Origin of the sequence: Tardiphaga sp. 813_E8_N1_3 (assembly GCF_051811025.1) — a bacterium.
In the GTDB taxonomy this organism is placed as follows: domain Bacteria; phylum Pseudomonadota; class Alphaproteobacteria; order Rhizobiales; family Xanthobacteraceae; genus Tardiphaga.
The window spans coordinates 5645702-5661560 of the sequence record NZ_JBPWQE010000001.1 but is presented as its reverse complement, the minus strand read 5'-3'; the positions used below and the strand labels follow the sequence as shown (position 1 = coordinate 5661560).

General features: G+C 62.1%; 16 protein-coding genes. 13 read left to right on the top strand and 3 right to left on the bottom strand.

What is annotated here, in order from left to right; translation table 11 throughout:
- Positions 1–22: 22 nt before the first annotated feature.
- Together hrcA and grpE are read left to right on the top strand one after the other, a co-directional pair.
- Entirely contained in the window at positions 23–1111 is a 1089-nt protein-coding gene (gene hrcA / locus AB8A33_RS26780) for a heat-inducible transcriptional repressor HrcA (RefSeq protein WP_439095549.1), read from the top strand.
- Between the two features lie 116 nt (positions 1112–1227).
- Positions 1228–1824, top strand: a complete 597-nt coding sequence (grpE, locus tag AB8A33_RS26775) for a nucleotide exchange factor GrpE (protein WP_439095548.1) — start codon at positions 1228–1230, stop codon at positions 1822–1824.
- 53 nt (positions 1825–1877) lie between these two features.
- Here grpE and pncA read toward each other — a convergent pair whose 3' ends face one another.
- Together pncA and AB8A33_RS26765 are read right to left on the bottom strand one after the other, a co-directional pair.
- On the bottom strand, positions 1878–2594 hold the full coding sequence (gene pncA / locus AB8A33_RS26770) for a bifunctional nicotinamidase/pyrazinamidase (RefSeq protein ID WP_439095547.1): 717 nt from the start codon (positions 2592–2594) through the stop codon (positions 1878–1880).
- A gap of 86 nt (positions 2595–2680) precedes the next feature.
- Complete coding sequence (locus AB8A33_RS26765; protein ID WP_439095546.1) at positions 2681–3628, bottom strand: hypothetical protein; 948 nt, start codon at positions 3626–3628, stop codon at positions 2681–2683.
- A 380-nt stretch (positions 3629–4008) separates the two neighbouring features.
- Here AB8A33_RS26765 and dnaK point away from each other — a divergent pair, with 380 nt between their 5' ends.
- The 8 genes from dnaK (at position 4009) to AB8A33_RS26725 (ending at position 11197) form a co-directional block, all read left to right on the top strand.
- On the top strand, positions 4009–5907 hold the full coding sequence (gene dnaK / locus AB8A33_RS26760) for a molecular chaperone DnaK (RefSeq protein WP_439095545.1): 1899 nt from the start codon (positions 4009–4011) through the stop codon (positions 5905–5907).
- 183 nt (positions 5908–6090) lie between these two features.
- Positions 6091–7233: a molecular chaperone DnaJ gene (dnaJ, locus tag AB8A33_RS26755; protein WP_439095544.1), complete on the top strand. Its 1143-nt coding sequence runs from the start codon at positions 6091–6093 to the stop codon at positions 7231–7233.
- Between the two features lie 92 nt (positions 7234–7325).
- Positions 7326–7928 carry a class I SAM-dependent methyltransferase gene (locus AB8A33_RS26750; RefSeq protein WP_092140887.1) on the top strand — a complete coding sequence of 201 codons (603 nt, stop codon included), beginning with the start codon at positions 7326–7328 and terminating at the stop codon, positions 7926–7928.
- Positions 7929–7972: 44 nt separating this feature from the next.
- Positions 7973–8551, top strand: coding sequence for an NADPH-dependent FMN reductase (locus AB8A33_RS26745; protein ID WP_439095543.1), 579 nt, complete (start codon positions 7973–7975; stop codon positions 8549–8551).
- Positions 8552–8557: 6 nt separating this feature from the next.
- Positions 8558–9274 (top strand): orotidine-5'-phosphate decarboxylase, encoded by a 717-nt coding sequence (pyrF, locus tag AB8A33_RS26740; RefSeq protein WP_439095542.1) that lies wholly within the window; start codon positions 8558–8560, stop codon positions 9272–9274.
- Positions 9275–9297: 23 nt separating this feature from the next.
- Positions 9298–9600, top strand: coding sequence for a DUF1330 domain-containing protein (locus AB8A33_RS26735; protein ID WP_439095541.1), 303 nt, complete (start codon positions 9298–9300; stop codon positions 9598–9600).
- 134 nt (positions 9601–9734) lie between these two features.
- Complete coding sequence (dapB, locus tag AB8A33_RS26730) at positions 9735–10550, top strand: 4-hydroxy-tetrahydrodipicolinate reductase (RefSeq protein WP_439095540.1); 816 nt, start codon at positions 9735–9737, stop codon at positions 10548–10550.
- A gap of 23 nt (positions 10551–10573) precedes the next feature.
- A complete protein-coding gene (locus AB8A33_RS26725) occupies positions 10574–11197 on the top strand; it encodes a 2,3-bisphosphoglycerate-dependent phosphoglycerate mutase (protein ID WP_439095539.1) in 624 nt (207 codons plus the stop codon).
- A 26-nt stretch (positions 11198–11223) separates the two neighbouring features.
- On the opposite strand, the gene AB8A33_RS26720 is transcribed toward AB8A33_RS26725, so the two are convergent.
- The gene (locus tag AB8A33_RS26720) at positions 11224–12015 is read right to left on the bottom strand and encodes an alpha/beta fold hydrolase (protein WP_439095538.1); all 792 of its coding nucleotides are present in this window, start codon (positions 12013–12015) and stop codon (positions 11224–11226) included.
- Between the two features lie 171 nt (positions 12016–12186).
- On the opposite strand from AB8A33_RS26720, the gene AB8A33_RS26715 reads away from it, so the two are divergent.
- From AB8A33_RS26715 to AB8A33_RS26705, 3 genes are all read left to right on the top strand, one after another.
- Positions 12187–12837, top strand: a complete 651-nt coding sequence (locus AB8A33_RS26715) for a GntR family transcriptional regulator (RefSeq protein ID WP_439096071.1) — start codon at positions 12187–12189, stop codon at positions 12835–12837.
- Positions 12834–14363, top strand: coding sequence for an aldehyde dehydrogenase (locus AB8A33_RS26710; RefSeq protein WP_439095537.1), 1530 nt, complete (start codon positions 12834–12836; stop codon positions 14361–14363). Before AB8A33_RS26715 ends, AB8A33_RS26710 begins: the two co-directional genes overlap by 4 nt.
- Before the next feature lie 76 nt (positions 14364–14439).
- Complete coding sequence (locus tag AB8A33_RS26705) at positions 14440–15807, top strand: MFS transporter (RefSeq protein ID WP_439095536.1); 1368 nt, start codon at positions 14440–14442, stop codon at positions 15805–15807.
- Positions 15808–15859: the final 52 nt, after the last annotated feature.

Below are 15859 nucleotides of genomic sequence, written 5' to 3'. Positions count from 1 at the left end.
TTAGGTCCTCAAGGAGTTGCCTGTGGCCCACCACGATCCGATCGGCCTGATCACGCCGCATGCCGGGCTTGCCCAGCTCAATGAGCGATCGCGCGAGATCTTCCGGCAGATCGTCGAGAGCTATCTCGCCACTGGGGAACCTGTCGGATCGCGCAATATTTCGCGTCTGATCACGGTTCCGCTGTCGCCGGCCTCGGTTCGCAACGTCATGTCGGACCTGGAGCAACTTGGCCTCATTTACGCGCCGCATACCTCTGCCGGGCGTTTGCCGACCGAACTCGGACTGCGGTTTTTCGTCGATGCCCTGATGCAGGTCGGTGACCTAACCGAACCAGAGCGGCAATCGATCCAGCAGCAGCTCTCCTCCGTCGGCCGTTCGCAGACAGTGGAGGCGGCGCTCGGCGAGGCATTGACGCGGCTGTCCGGGCTGACCCGCGCAGCGGCGGTAGTTTTGACCGCCAAGTCCAATGTGCGGCTGAAACACATCGAATTCGTCCGTCTGGAGCCTGAAAAGGCCTTGGTTGTGCTGGTGGCCGAGGATGGCCAGGTCGAAAACCGGGTGCTGACCCTGGCGCCCGGCGTGCCATCATCGGCGTTGAACGAGGCCTCGAATTTCCTCAATGCCCGAATCCGCGGCCGTACGCTGGCCGAAGCCCGGCTGGAGCTGGAAACGGCGCTGACCCAGAACCAGATCGAGCTCGATCAGCTGACCCAGAAGGTGATTGCCGCCGGCATTGCCAGCTGGTCGGGCGGGGAAAAGGACGATCGGCAGCTGATCGTGCGCGGCCAGGCCAATCTGCTCGAGGATCTCCATGCGCTGGAGGATCTTGAACGCGTTCGCCTCCTGTTCGACGATCTCGAAGCCAAGCGCGAGGTGATCGATCTTCTTGGCCGGGCGGAGACCGCGGAAGGTGTTCGCATCTTCATCGGCTCCGAAAACAAGCTGTTCTCACTGTCTGGCTCGTCCACGATCATTGCGCCCTATAGCGACGGTGCCGGCCATATTGTCGGCGTTCTCGGTGTCATCGGCCCGACCCGGCTGAATTATGCGCGGGTGATCCCGATGGTGGATTATGCGGCGCGCATCGTCAGCCGCATGCTCGGCGGCTGACAGGGCCGGTTCCAGATCCTGCATTCTGGCTGGTTGCGCTTGATTTTCGGCGCTTAAACCCCGATATCCCGCTCAGCAATCCCACCATTTTGGCGTGTTTTTGAGAAGGCAGCGTGATGACTGATTCCAATGGGCAGAACGACAATCAGGACAAGACGGCAGCGGCCGCCGATCCGGTGGTCTCTAAGCCCTACATCATGCCGGACGATCCGGAGCCGAACTCGGTCGAGGCCCTGACCAAGGAAGCCGCGGACGCGCGCGACAAGATGCTGCGCACGCTGGCGGAAATGGAAAACCTGCGTAAGCGCACCCAGCGCGACGTCGCCGATGGCCGTACCTATGCAATCACCAATTTCGCGCGCGAAGTGCTCGATATCGCTGACAGTCTGCAGCGCGCCCTCGATGCCGTGCCTGCCGACACCAAGGCCGCGGCTGATCCGGGCCTGAAGGCACTGCTCGAAGGTGTCGAACTCACCGAGCGGTCGCTGCTCAACACGCTGGAAAAGAACGGCGTGAAGAAGTTCGATCCGTCGGGCGAGAAGTTCGACCCGAACTTCCAGCAGGCGATGTATGAGGTGCCGGATGCATCGGTGCCTGCGGGCACCGTCGTTCAGGTCGTGCAGGCCGGCTACACCATCGGTGAGCGCGTGCTGCGTCCGGCGCTGGTCGGCGTATCGAAGGGCGGCGCCAAGGCTGCGGGCGGCAGCGTCTGAGTAACAGCGCCTCTTGCTGTCATCACCCGCGAAAGCGGGTGATCCAGTATGAGTTACGCTGCCAGATCGCCTGATTGAATCCGCTTCACGCCGGCCTTGTTCATGTCGGCCCAGGCCTTGGCCAGCGAGCCCTGCGTGTCGATGCCGCGGCAGGCGTCCTCGACCACATAGACATCGAAGCCTGCTTTTCGCGCATCGAGCGCCGACCATGCGACGCAGAAGTCGGTCGCAAGGCCGGCGATGAACACACGCTGCAATTTGCGGGCTTTCAGATAGGCGGCGAGGCCGGTGGTGGTCTTGCCATCAGCCTCGGTGAAAGCCGAGTAGCTGTCGACATCCTTGTTGAAGCCCTTGCGCAAGATCAGCTCGGTATGCGGGATCGCGAGATCCTTCGAGAGGGCGGCTCCGTCAGTGCCCTGTACGCAGTGGTCCGGCCACAGCACCTGCTTGCCGTATTTCACATCAGTGGTTTCAAATGGTTTCTTGCCGCTGTGGCTTGACGCGAATGAGATATGGCCTGGTGTGTGCCAGTCCTGGGTCATCACCACGTCGGCGAATTTCTTGGCGATGCCGTTGATGACCGGCACGACCTTGTCGCCGTCCTTCACCGCAAGGCTGCCACCGGGCAGGAAGCAGTTCTGAACGTCGATCACCAGCAGGACGGATGTGCGGTCGAGGCTGACCTTGCCGGCGGCGGATAATGTTTTGGAAGCTAGGCTGGTCATCGCAATCGTCCCCAACCCTGCGAGAATTTGACGTCTGTTGAGCATCACGAAATTCCCCGTATCGGATTTGTCCAGCAGATCAGGTCACGGGGAGATCGTAAAGCGGGCCGTGAGCCGGCCCGCGCCTTTCGTTAGCGCGGCTCGATGCCGTCGCGCACGGCGCGGAAGCGCGGAAACGCCTTGGCCCAATCGTCGCGCGGCGCGCTGGCGATAATGCGCATGGTGACCTTGCCGCCGCCGAAGCGCAGCCACTGCACGACGCTGACCGGCGTGTTGTTCTTGCCGCTTACGGCGTCGATACGGGTCTCCCAGCCGGCCATGCCGTCGATGCGCTGTGGCTCCGACATGGTGATGCGGCCCTCACGCAAACCAGGGATCGAGCCTGCGGCCTGTTGGGCGAAGCGGCCACGGTCTTCGGCCTTTTCAGGCGCCGAAGCGAGGCTGCCGATCACCATGAAAGGACTCGTTTCGATGCTGTTCTCGTCGGTCGAGTCGGCCAGCAACAAAGCGGCGCCTGGCGCAAGCGTGCGGACGGTCTTGAAATCGCTCATTTCGGCGACCTTGAACGGCATCAGGCCGAGTTGCTCTGCCAGCGGCACTTCCTTGCGCACCACAACGGACGAGAACATCTGGCGCACCGCGTCGTCGGTATAGATCTTCTGGGCGTTTTCCGGGACCTGCACGGCGACATAGCCGGAGAAGTTCCCGCTGCCGCCGACGATCATCGAATAGCGCCTGACATTGCCGGTGGCGTCCTTCGCGCTCTCGATCGTGTAGAAGGCCTTTCCGGCAGTGGTCTCGATGCTCTCGGGCTTCGCGGCCATGCCCGCCGGATTGGCCTTGAACGCAGTCTCGACCTCGTTGAAGGCCGCGGCCGGCAGTTCGGTCATGAGCACCTTGACGCCCTGATCGGAGGTCTCGAAGCCGACAAAGGTCTTTGCGGGGGCGAGGCCGACCAGCGGGGCCAGACCCACACGGACACCCGGCGGGAAGACGGGGTCAGCCGCCAAAGCGGGGCGGTGGGCGACCGAAATGGCCGTCAGCATGGTCAAAGCGAACAGGGGCGCAGCATGTTTCATGAAAAATCTACTGGGTTTGTATTGAGGCTGTTCGATGGTGTGGGGTTCCGGCCTTGGCCGTCACACGACCGGCCGGAAAGGGCGTTCACGGTTGCCCTGTTCCGCCAACAGATCAAGCCATAAATCCGTTCCCGGCGCCGTCCGCGCCTATCCGTCGCGTATTGGCGAAACAACCGCCAAGGGTCTGTTTCACCAAATATTAATTTCGCGCACCGGTCGTGTTTTCATGGGTCTGGAGTGTGCCAGATGCCTTGCGGCCACCACCCCCCCTCCTATATGAGGCCTACCGTCGCAATATCGCGAATAGTTGATGTTTGGGGGTTGGGAGCGGGGTGCCGTCAGGGCCCAGCCAACCTGCCGCAGAAAAAGGATATGAGAGCATGGGAAAGGTCATCGGTATCGACCTCGGTACGACGAATTCCTGCGTCGCCGTCATGGATGGCAAAACGCCGAAGGTCATCGAGAACGCAGAAGGCATGCGGACCACGCCGTCCATCGTGGCTTTTACCGATGATGGCGAGCGCCTCGTCGGCCAGCCGGCCAAGCGCCAGGCAGTTACCAATCCCGAGCGCACCATTTTCGCGGTGAAGCGCCTGATCGGCCGCCGCTATGACGATCCGACCGTCGAGAAGGACAAGAAGCTCGTCCCCTACAAGATTGCCAAGGGTGGCAATGGCGACGCCTGGGTGGAAGTCGACGGTAAAACCTATTCGCCCTCGCAGATCTCCGCCTTCACGCTGCAGAAGATGAAGGAGACCGCGGAGGCTCACCTCGGCCAGAAGGTCGAGCAGGCCGTCATCACCGTGCCCGCCTACTTCAACGACGCCCAGCGTCAGGCCACCAAGGATGCCGGCAAGATCGCTGGCCTCGAAGTGCTGCGCATCATCAACGAGCCGACTGCGGCTGCGCTCGCTTACGGCCTCGACAAGTCGAAGTCCGGCACCATCGCGGTGTACGACCTCGGCGGCGGCACCTTCGACGTCTCGATCCTTGAGATCGGCGACGGCGTGTTCGAAGTGAAGTCCACTAACGGCGATACGTTCCTCGGCGGTGAAGACTTCGACATGCGTCTGGTCGGCTACCTCGCCGACGAGTTCAAGAAAGAGCAGGGCATCGACCTGCGCAACGACAAGCTGGCTCTGCAGCGTCTGAAGGAAGCTGCTGAAAAGGCGAAGATCGAGCTGTCGTCGACGACCCAGACCGAAATCAACCTGCCGTTCATCACGGCGGATGCCTCCGGTCCGAAGCATCTGACGCTGAAGCTGACCCGCGCCAAGTTCGAAGCGCTCGTTGACGATCTCGTGCAGAAGACCATCGAGCCTTGCCGCAAGGCGCTCAAGGATGCCGGCCTCACCGCCGGTGAAATCGGCGAAGTGGTTCTGGTCGGCGGCATGATCCGCATGCCCAAGATCCAGGAAGTCGTGAAGCAGTTCTTCGGCAAGGAGCCCCACAAGGGCGTCAACCCGGACGAAGTCGTGGCCATCGGCGCCGCCATTCAGGCCGGCGTGCTGCAGGGCGACGTCAAGGACGTGCTGCTGCTCGACGTGACCCCGCTGTCGCTGGGCATCGAGACGTTGGGTGGCGTATTCACCCGCATCATCGAGCGCAACACCACGATCCCGACCAAGAAGAGCCAGGTGTTCTCGACGGCCGAAGACAACCAGAACGCCGTCACCATCCGGGTGTTCCAGGGTGAGCGCGAAATGGCGGCCGACAACAAGCCGCTCGGCCAGTTCGATTTGATGGGCATTCCGCCGGCTCCGCGCGGCATGCCGCAGGTCGAGGTGACCTTCGACATCGACGCCAATGGCATCGTCAACGTGTCGGCGAAGGACAAGGCGACCAACAAGGAACAGCAGATCCGGATCCAGGCATCGGGCGGTCTGTCCGAGTCCGACATCCAGAAGATGGTCAAGGACGCCGAAGCCAACGCTGCCGACGACAAGAAGCGTCGCGAGGCTGTCGATGCCAAGAACCACGGCGATGCCCTCGTGCATTCGACCGAGAAGGCTCTCAGCGAGCATGGCGACAAGGTCGGTGAGCCTGAGCGCCGCGCGATCGAGGATGCCATGAGCGACCTGAAGGAAGCTCTGAAGGGTGATGATGCCGAGGCGATCAAGGCCAAGACCAACACGCTGGCGCAGGCTTCGATGAAGCTCGGCGAAGCGATGTACGCCCAGCAGGCCGAGGCTGACGCCAAGCGCGATGCCGAGAAGGATGACGTGGTCGACGCCGAGTTCACGGAAGTCGACGACGACAAGCCGAAGAAGTCGGCCTGATAGGCGAGCGGAACAATGACCCTCATCCTGAGTAGCGCGGTGCGCACCTCGAAGGATGAGGGTTGTTTTTTGTCAGGCGGGCCTTGTTAGGCAAGTTTTGTTAGTACGGGAGTAGCATCTTCATTGATGCGTTCTTCTGGGATGCTCCTCGGGATGAGGACCAATTTCGGGCGGATCTGACTGATGTCCACCAAGCAATGTTACTACGAAACGCTGGAAGTCGAGCGCTCCGCCAATGAAGCGGTTCTGAAGACGTCGTTTCGCAAGCTTGCGATGAAGTGGCATCCGGACAAGAATCCAGGCGATGCCGCCGCTGAAGTGAAGTTCAAGGAAATTGCCGAGGCCTACGACGTCCTCAAGGACGGTGATAAGCGCGCGGCCTATGACCGTTATGGCCATGCGGCCTTCGAACAGGGCAATGGTGGCGGTGGTGGTCCGGGCTTCGGATCCGGCTTCGCTTCATCCTTCTCCGACATTTTTGAAGACCTGTTCGGCATGGCCGGGCAGCGCAGCGGTGGCCGCAGCGGCGGCCGCGAGCGCGGGGCAGATCTTCGCTACAACATGGAAATCACGCTGGAGGAGGCTTACTCCGGCAAGACCGCACAGATTGAGATTCCGGTCGCGGTGACCTGCGAAGCCTGCTCCGGCACCGGCGCCAAGGCCGGTACCAAGCCGAAGGCCTGTTCGACCTGCGGCGGCGCCGGCCGCGTTCGCCAGGCCCAGGGCTTCTTCACGTTGGAAAGGACCTGTCCGAGCTGTCAGGGCCGCGGTCAGATGATCGAGGATCCTTGCCCGAGCTGCTCCGGCGCTGGCCGCGTCGAGCGCGAGCGCACGCTCTCGGTCAACATTCCGGCGGGCGTCGAGGACGGCACCCGCATTCGTCTTGCCAATGAAGGCGAAGCCGGCGCGCGCGGTGGCCCATCGGGCGATCTCTATATTTTCCTGTCGCTGGCCTCGCACGACTTCTTCCAGCGCGATGGCGCGGACCTGCATTGCCGTGTGCCGATCTCGATGGTGACCGCGGCGCTGGGCGGCGAATTCGAAGTGCCGACCATCGAAGGCGGGCGCAACAAGGTCAAGGTTCCCTCGGGCACCCAGTCCGGGCGCCGCTTCCGCGTTTCGTCGAAAGGCATGCCGGTGCTGCGCTCGCGCCAGACCGGTGACATGTATGTCCAGGTCGTCGTGGAAACGCCGCAGAACCTGACGAAAAAGCAGCAGGAGCTGCTGGCCGAATTCGAGAAACTATCTTCGGGTGCAACGCAACCTGAAGCCGCGGGTTTCTTCACTAAGGTCAAGGACTTCTTCGGAACGCGGACAGGCTCCTGACGTTGGAAGCTTGACCGTTTCTATTGTTGCCTATACCTCTTTATGACGAAATTCTGACGTTCCGCACGTTCCGCGGTCTGCCTGGAAGCGACATGCCTCTGCACTCGTCCGCGCGTACGTTGAAGAAGCCGCTCCGTCTCGACGACGAGGTCCGCTTCCTCCGTTCATGGATCGATAAGCCGCTGCATATGGGCGCCGTGATGCCGTCGGGCAAAGCTCTTGCCCGCACGATGGCGCAATATGTCGACAATGACACGACCGGTCCGGTCATCGAACTTGGACCCGGCACCGGCGCGATCACCTCTGCGCTGGTTGCACACGGGGTGGACCAGAAACGTCTGGTGCTCGTCGAATTCAATCCCACCTTTTGCGCACTGCTGCGCGAGCGCTACCCGCAGGCGACGATCGTTCAGGGCGACGCCTACACATTGCGCGATACGCTGTGGGATGTGCTGAAAGAGCCCGCCTCTGCCGTCGTCTCCGGCCTGCCGCTGGTCACCAAACCGATGCTGACGCGCCTCAAGCTGATCCGTGATGCCTTTACGGCGATGTCGCCGAACGCGCCCTTCGTGCAGTTCACCTATTCGGTGGCGCCGCCGATCCCCAAATCGCTGCCCGGCGTGTCCACAGAGGCCTCCGAGCGGATCTGGATGAACCTTCCGCCGGCGCGCGTCTGGGTGTATCGCAAACGCTAGTGCCGGCCGCGATCGCGCGGCGGCTTCGCCCGACGATCGGAATCATGGCCGCGATCAAGATCCTCGTTATTCCCGGCTCGCTGCGCACAGGATCGCTGAATGCGAAACTGGCGGCCGTTGCCGTTGATGCGCTGGTTCGCGCCGATGTCGACGTCAGCAAGATTTCACTCGGCGACTTTCCGCTGCCGATCTATGACGGTGATCTCGAGAGCAGTTCCGGCGTGCCGAAATATGCGCTCGATCTGAAGCGCATGATATCGGCGTATCATGGTGTGCTGATTGTGACGCCCGAATACAACGCGTCGCTGCCGCCGCTGGTGAAGAACACGATCGACTGGGTCTCGCGCGTGGCGGATGCACATGAGGGCAAGGGCCAGGTGTTTCGCGAACGGCCGTTTGCGATTGCTGCGGCGTCGAATGGCCGGCTCGGTGGTACGCGTTGCCTGCAGGCGCTGCGGCTGGTGCTGTCGGCCTGCCGCGCGACCGTGATCCCGAACCAGCTCACGCTGGCTTTCGCCGGTGAGGCCTATGACGATATGGACCGGCTGAAACACGCCGCTGACAAGGATGCGATGACGGCGATGGTGCGCCAGCTCATCGATGTCGCGCAGCAGATGAAGTGAGATGACATGACGTTGCAGACCATTGATCCCCGCGACCGCCTGATCGTCGCGCTCGATTTGCCGGATGTTGAGGCTGCCGAAGCGATGATCGCGCGGCTCGGCGACAGCGTGTCTTTCTACAAGATCGGCTATCAGCTTGGTTATGCCGGTGGCCTGCCGCTGGTGCGCAAGCTCGCCGATGCCGGCAAGAAGGTGTTTGCTGATCTGAAGATGCACGACATCGGCAACACCGTCGCGCGCGGCGTGGAAAGCGTGGCGAAGCTCGGCGCGACCTTCCTCACCGTGCATGCCTATCCGCAGACCATGCAGGCGGCGGCCAATGCCAGCAAGGGCTCCGGCCTGAAGATCCTCGCCGTGACTGTGCTGACCTCTTACGACAACGAGGATCTGAAAGCCGCTGGCTATCAGCTCTGTGTCAGCGATCTCGTAGCCACGCGCGCGCAGCAGGCGCAGGCGCTCGGTATCGATGGCCTCGTCTGCTCGCCGGAAGAGGCCGCGAACCTGCGCAAGTATATCAAGCCCGAGATGTGTCTGGTCACGCCCGGCGTGCGCCCTGCGGGCAGTGATGCGGGCGATCAGAAGCGGATCATGACCCCGGCACGCGCGATTACCGAAGGTTCGGACTATCTGGTGGTCGGCCGTCCGGTAATGGAAGCCTCCGATCCGAAGGCAGCGGCCGAGGCGATCGTCGCCGAAATCACGCAGGCTCTGACGAACAAGTAAGAACGGGACAGGGAGAGAGACAGATGGCCAAGGCTTACTGGATTGCGCGTGTCGACGTGCACAATATGGACGGTTACAAGCAATACGTGGCCGAGAACGGTCCGGTCTTCAATAAATTCGGGGCCAAATTCCTGGTGCGCGGCGGTCAGTTCGAGGCCAAGGAAGGCAGTTCGCGTTCGCGCAATGTCGTGCTCGAATTCAAGGACTACGCGACCGCGCTGGCCTGCTACAATTCGCCGGAATACCAGCGCCTCGTCGAGATGCGCAAACCCCATGGCGAGAGTGACCTCGTGATCATCGAGGGCTATGAGGGGCCGCAGCCTTGAGCGAACAAGTTTGAAGCCGCAGGCCTTAAGCATGTGTCTGATCTGATTGGTATCTAAGGACTTTAGGTACCGTGGGCGTGTTGCCGCCGTGGCAGCGCGCCGCTATACCGCCTTGAGATACTGAGGATCGTTCAATGTCTGACATGAGACTGATCGTTGCTGGCGCCGGCGGCCGAATGGGCCGCGCGTTGATCCGCACCATCTCCGAAACCCCGGGCGCAGTTCTCGCCGGCGCGCTGGAAGCGCCGGGCTCTGAATTGCTCGGACAGGATGCCGGTGTGCTCGCCGGCCTGCCCGAGAACGGCGTCAAACTCTCGGCCGACCTTTGGACGCTGTCGAAGGATGCCGATGGCATTCTCGACTTCACCGTGCCTGCCGCGACGATCGCCAATGTCGCCATCGCCGCCCAGCGCGGCCTCGTCCATGTGATCGGCACCACCGGTCTGTCGTCGTCAGACAATGCCGTCATCAAGAGCGTGACCGGCCAGGCCATCGTCGTGCAGTCGGGCAATATGAGCCTCGGCGTCAACCTGCTCGCTGCGCTGGTAAAGCGCGTCGCGCAGTCGCTCGATGACGGGTTCGATATCGAAGTGCTGGAGATGCATCACAAGGCCAAGATCGACGCGCCATCTGGCACGGCCTTCATGCTGGGTCAGGCTGCAGCCGAAGGTCGCGGGATTCCGCTCGACCAGCATTCAGCGCGTGGCCGCGATGGTCTCACCGGCGCGCGCAAGACCGGCGATATCGGATTTGCTTCACTCCGCGGCGGCACCGTAGCCGGTGATCACACGGTGATCTTCGCCGGCCCCAATGAACGCATCGAGCTGACGCACAAGGCCGACGATCGCATGATCTTTGCGAACGGCGCGCTGAAGGCGGCGATGTGGGCACACGGAAAAAAGCCCGGTTTGTACTCGATGGCTGACGTGCTCGGCCTTGGTGAAATGTAAGAAAGAACGAAACGGAATTGTCGATGAACGAACGTCTTCTCGTCCTCGTCCGTCACGGACAGAGCGAATGGAATCTGAAGAACCTTTTCACCGGCTGGAAAGATCCTGATCTCACCGAGAAGGGCGTCGCAGAGGCCAAGGAAGCCGGCCGCAAGCTGAAGGCGCAGGGCTTGACCTTCGATGTCGCGTTCACCTCGGCGCTGACCCGCGCGCAGCACACGCTCAATCTCGCACTGGAAGAGATGGGCCAGACGGGTTTGCCGATCACCAAAAACCTCGCGCTGAACGAGCGCGATTACGGCGACCTCTCTGGTCTCAACAAGGACGATGCCCGCGCCAAATGGGGTGAGGAGCAGGTCCATGTCTGGCGCCGTTCCTATGACGTGCCGCCGCCTGGCGGCGAAAGCCTGAAGGATACGCTGGCGCGCACGCTGCCGTATTTCGTGCAGGAGATCCTGCCTTGTGTGCTGCGCGGCGAGCGCACGCTGGTCGCCGCGCACGGCAATTCGCTGCGCGCGCTGATCATGGTGCTGGAGAAGCTGACGCCGGAAGGCATTCTGGCCCGCGAACTCGCGACCGGCGTGCCGGTGATCTACCGGCTGAATGCCGATGCGACGGTGGCGTCGAAGGTCGATCTGGCGAGTTGATCGACGGGCTCGGTTGCGTGGCGCCGTTAGCGCGCCATCGCAACCGACACGAAATCCGAGATCGCATCGAGAAAGACGTCCGGCTTCTGAAGCTGCGGGACATGCGCGCAGCCCGGAAGCACGATCAGCCGTGCATCAGGTAGTCCGGCAGCAAGCTCTCTGGACATCGGTGGTGGCGTCGCTTCATCGTGCTCGCCGACCAGTACCAGCACCGGCACTTTGACGGTCCCGATCTCGGGGCGCAGGTCCAGCGTCGCCAAGGACTCGCAGGCGCTTTGAAACACCCCGGGATTGGTGCGTAAAAAGGCCTCGCGGCGATCGCGCATCAGCTCCGGATTATGCTCCTGAAATTCGGCGGCGAACAAGCGTCGCATCGCGACGTCGGTAACCGCCGGCAATCCCTTGGTCGATGCTGCCGTCGCCATGTTGCGGAACGCCTCACGACCGGGTTCGGAAAACGCTGCGCCGCAATCGGCGAGAACCAGACGGCTTGCGATGCCCGGATGGCGGATCGCCATCTGCAAGGCAACGAAACCGCCATAGCCGTTACCGAGCACGATCGTGTCCGTGCCGTCGCCGCAGTCCCCGACGGCCTCCGCCACGCGGTCCGCCACCGCCGCCAGTCCGCCGCTTACGGCGTCTGATCCCCCAAAGCCCGGCAATTCGGGAACAATGACACGGTGGGTTTTGGCCAGTGACGGCACGATCCTGTCGAAGCTTGCTCGGTCAGACAGCAGCGAGTGAAGCAGCACGATGGCTGGTCCTTCGCCGAATTGCGCTGCATTGACGGTGCCGTTTGCCAAGCGCCGATCTGCCATTTTTGCCTCTCCCGTCAAAAGCTTCCGGCCCGCAGCCTGATCGGCTGTCGCATCCGCCTGTCCTGTTGTGTCCCGGACCACCGCGCAAAAGCAAGTCCCCGATCGCGCAAATCTGACTTGACGTGATATTTCACGAGGAGCATCTTGGAAGAAGAATCAGAGGAAATATCCGTGCTTCTTCGGGATAATGTCTACAATAGCCTCAGGTCTGATATCCTCATGTGTCGCTTTATGCCGGGCGATGATATGCGGGAACAGGAATTGGCGGAGCGCTATGCGGTCAGCCGTCAGCCCGTACGCGAAGCTCTGCTGCGGCTGGAGCGGGAGCATCTCGTGACGGTGCAGCCGCGCCAGGGTTACCGGGTCAATCCGATCTCGATCTCGGACGCCCGGGACCTGTTGCGGTTTCGCTATGCGGTCGAGCCGGCCTGTGTGTCGGAGGCGATCGAGCAGGCCTCGGACGACATCCTGCGCGGGTTGGACCAGTACCGGTCGTTCGACGGCTCGGCGGAAGATTTCATCGACTACAACCGGGCCTTCCACATCGCGCTGGCACAGGCGTCCGGCAACCGGCGCATGGCGTCGGCCGCGCGCGATCTGATCGAACAGGCCGACCGGCTGGTGCGTGTCAGCATCGCCAACGTCAAGGGCCGCGATCACATGCAGCTCGTGGGTGAGCACGTCAGCCTGATCGACGCCATGCAGCGCCGCGACCAGCGCGGCGCGGCGCGCATCATCAAGGCTCATATCGAGAAAACAGAAAAGCGCGTGCTACCGGCCTTGGCGCGTAACGCGATCATCGTCGAAGGGAGAGATCTATGAACATTCCAGCAAAAACCGGCTCCATCGATGTCGAGATTCACGGCAACTTCGTCGATGGCCGTGAGGTCGAAGCCGGCAACGGCGAGATGATTGATGTGCGAAACCCGGCTACGGGCGACGTCATCGCGCGAATCCCCAATTCGACCGCGGCCGATATCGATCATGCGATGAAGAGCGCGCGTGCGGCGTTCGAAGGACGCGCCTGGGGTGGCTTGGATACGCGCGCCCGCGCGCGCCTCATCAACAAGCTTGCCGATGCATTCGAGGCCAATCTCGACACATTGTACCGGCTGGAGACGTTGAACAACGGCCGTCCAGTCAACGAGACCCGTGCGCAGCTTGCGCGTCTCCCTGATTTCTTCCGCTATTTCGCCGGCGTTGCGCTGGCGCGGCGCGACTCGGTCATCCCGGTCGAAGGTGCGTATCTCAACTACACACTGCGCACGCCGATCGGGATCGTGGCGAACTGTACGCCGTTCAATCACCCGCTGATGATTCTGTGCAAGTCGCTGGCGGCCGTGCTGGCCACCGGCTGCGTGACGGTCGTGAAGCCTTCGGAATACACGCCCCTGACCACGCTGAAGCTCGCGCAAATCTTCACCGAAGCCGGCCTGCCGCCGGGTGTGTTCAATATTGTGCTGGGCTATGGCCCAAGTGCCGGCAAGATGTTGTCCGAACATCCCGACATCAACAAGCTGGTGTTGACCGGCGGCACCGAGGCTGGGCGCATCGCCGGTGCTTCGGCAGCGAAGGTGTTCGCGCATCAGACCATGGAGCTTGGCGGCAAGACGCCCGTCATGGTGTTCGATGATTTCGATGTCGATCAAGCGGTCAATTACGCCGCTTTCGGCGCTTTCATCGGCGCCGGCCAGACTTGCGTCTGCGCCTCACGGCATATCGTGCAGGCTTCGATCTACGATGAGTTCGTAGCCAAGCTGCAGGCCAAGACGAAGTCGATCCGCATCGGCGATCCGTTCGATCCCAATACGCAGCTCGGCCCGGTGATCTCGGCGCGCCAGCGTGACCGCGTGCTTTCCTATGCGCGTTTCGGTCACGAAGACGGTGCCCGGCTGGTTGCTGGTGGCGTAGCGGCAAAGATAGCCGGTCACGAAAACGGGTTCTTCGTGGAGCCCACGGTGTTCGCCGATGTTCGGTCGGACATGCGCATCTTCCAGGAAGAGGTGTTCGGTCCGTTCACATCTGTCACGCCGTTCAAGGACGAAGCCGATGCGTTGCGTCTGGCCAATGATTCCCCGTTCGGGCTTGCAGCAGCCATTCGCACCCGTGATGTCGCGCGCGCGCATCGCGTCGCTGGCCGCGTCAAGGCGGGGATAGTCTGGATCAACGATCATCATCGCCTCGATCCCGCATCGCCCTGGGGCGGCGTGGACGACAGTGGCATCGGCCGTGAATGCGGCACCGAAAGCTTCGACGATCACTTCAACACCAAGAGCGTGATGGTCGCGACGGGCGATGGTCCGTTCGACTGGTATCGCGACACTGCGGGGCAGAAGCGACTGAACTAGAGCAAGGCGATCGCCAACAGATCCCCCACAGAGGGACGGCGCCAATCGACATGAAAACACACAGGGAGAGACGACGATGCCGACATCAGTAAATGCAGGCGGCCGGTTGGACCGGCTGCCGATCGGACCGTTCCACTACCGCATCATGACGTTGATCGGGATTGGAATGTTTTTCGACGGCTTTGACATCTACATCGCAGGAACAGTGCTGGGCGTGACGCTCAAAAGCGGCTTCTCGACACTCGCCGAGAATGCGCTGTTCATTTCGGCGACGTTCTTCGGAATGATGCTCGGCTCGTTCGCCACGGGCTTTCTCGGTGATCGCTACGGCCGTCGATTCTCCTACCAGTTCAATCTGTTGCTGTTCGGCGTGGCATCGCTTGCGGCGGCATTCGCACCAAACATGACCATCCTGATCCTCTGCCGCTTCGTAATGGGCCTCGGGCTCGGCGCTGAAAACGTGGTCGGCTACTCGACGATGACCGAGTTCGTTCCCGCACGTTCGCGCGGCAAGTATCTAGGGCTGATGGCCGTCTGCGTCGTTAGTGGCCTGCCGGTGGCGCTACTGGTGGCCTCGTTCGTGGTGCCGATGTTCGGATGGCGCGCCATGTTCGTGCTCGGCGGCATCGGTGCGCTGGTGGTCTGGTACATGCGCAAGAACCTGCCGGAGTCGCCGCGCTGGCTCGAGGCCGTCGGCCGCCGCGAGGAAGCTGAGGCGCTCATGCAGAAGATCGAGAGCGAGGCTGCCCAGGGCAAGCCGCTGCCGCCGGTGACCACGGTCCCGACCGTGCAGGCGTCCGGCCAGCTGTCGTCGCTGTTCGCGCCGCCGCTGCTGTCGCGCATGATCGTCGGTTCGGTCTGCCTGATCACCATCAACACATTACTGTATGGCTTCGTGACCTGGCTGCCGGTGTTCTTCATCAAGCAGGGATTGAGCGTCGCGACGTCGTTCAGTTACTCGTTGCTGATGGCGCTGGGTGCTCCGGTCGGCTCGGCCATCGGCGCGTTGACAGCGGATCGTTGGGGTCGCAAGCCGACCATCATCGGTTCGTCGCTGATCGCGGTGGTGCTGGGCATCATCTATCCGATGATTTCCGATCCGCTGCTGCTGCCAGCGGTGGGCTTCGCGCTCACGATCCCGATCTATGTGCTGGTTGCGCTGCTGTTCGGCATCTACATCCCCGAACTGTTCCCGACCGAAGTGCGTCTGCGGGCATCGGGGATCGTCAATACGCTGGGGCGTGGCGCCACCATCGTGACGCCGTTCCTGGTGGTGACGCTCTTCGAGGCACGGGGCGTTGCAGGTGTGATGGCACTGATGATCGGATTGCTGGTGCTGCAGATTATCACGGTATGGGCGCTGGGTATCGAGCCCCGCAATCGTAGTCTGGAAGAAATGAAGCCAGACGAGGCGGCAGTGCCGGTGCTGAAGGAAGTTTCCTGATCATCGCGATCCAGCAGGTCGCGTCCATCTCGCGGCCTGCTGGTTACAGAAG

Coding starts and splice junctions, on each gene's coding strand:
- AB8A33_RS26750 (WP_092140887.1), top strand. CDS start 7,326: ATGCCTCTGCACTCGTCCGCGCGTACGTTGAAGAAGCCGCTCCGTCTC.
- dapB (WP_439095540.1), top strand. CDS start 9,735: ATGTCTGACATGAGACTGATCGTTGCTGGCGCCGGCGGCCGAATGGGC.
- grpE (WP_439095548.1), top strand. CDS start 1,228: ATGACTGATTCCAATGGGCAGAACGACAATCAGGACAAGACGGCAGCG.
- pyrF (WP_439095542.1), top strand. CDS start 8,558: ATGACGTTGCAGACCATTGATCCCCGCGACCGCCTGATCGTCGCGCTC.
- AB8A33_RS26765 (WP_439095546.1), bottom strand. CDS start 3,628: ATGAAACATGCTGCGCCCCTGTTCGCTTTGACCATGCTGACGGCCATT.
- dnaJ (WP_439095544.1), top strand. CDS start 6,091: ATGTCCACCAAGCAATGTTACTACGAAACGCTGGAAGTCGAGCGCTCC.
- AB8A33_RS26735 (WP_439095541.1), top strand. CDS start 9,298: ATGGCCAAGGCTTACTGGATTGCGCGTGTCGACGTGCACAATATGGAC.
- AB8A33_RS26720 (WP_439095538.1), bottom strand. CDS start 12,015: ATGGCAGATCGGCGCTTGGCAAACGGCACCGTCAATGCAGCGCAATTC.
- dnaK (WP_439095545.1), top strand. CDS start 4,009: ATGGGAAAGGTCATCGGTATCGACCTCGGTACGACGAATTCCTGCGTC.
- pncA (WP_439095547.1), bottom strand. CDS start 2,594: ATGCTCAACAGACGTCAAATTCTCGCAGGGTTGGGGACGATTGCGATG.
- AB8A33_RS26745 (WP_439095543.1), top strand. CDS start 7,973: ATGGCCGCGATCAAGATCCTCGTTATTCCCGGCTCGCTGCGCACAGGA.
- AB8A33_RS26705 (WP_439095536.1), top strand. CDS start 14,440: ATGCCGACATCAGTAAATGCAGGCGGCCGGTTGGACCGGCTGCCGATC.
- AB8A33_RS26710 (WP_439095537.1), top strand. CDS start 12,834: ATGAACATTCCAGCAAAAACCGGCTCCATCGATGTCGAGATTCACGGC.
- AB8A33_RS26725 (WP_439095539.1), top strand. CDS start 10,574: ATGAACGAACGTCTTCTCGTCCTCGTCCGTCACGGACAGAGCGAATGG.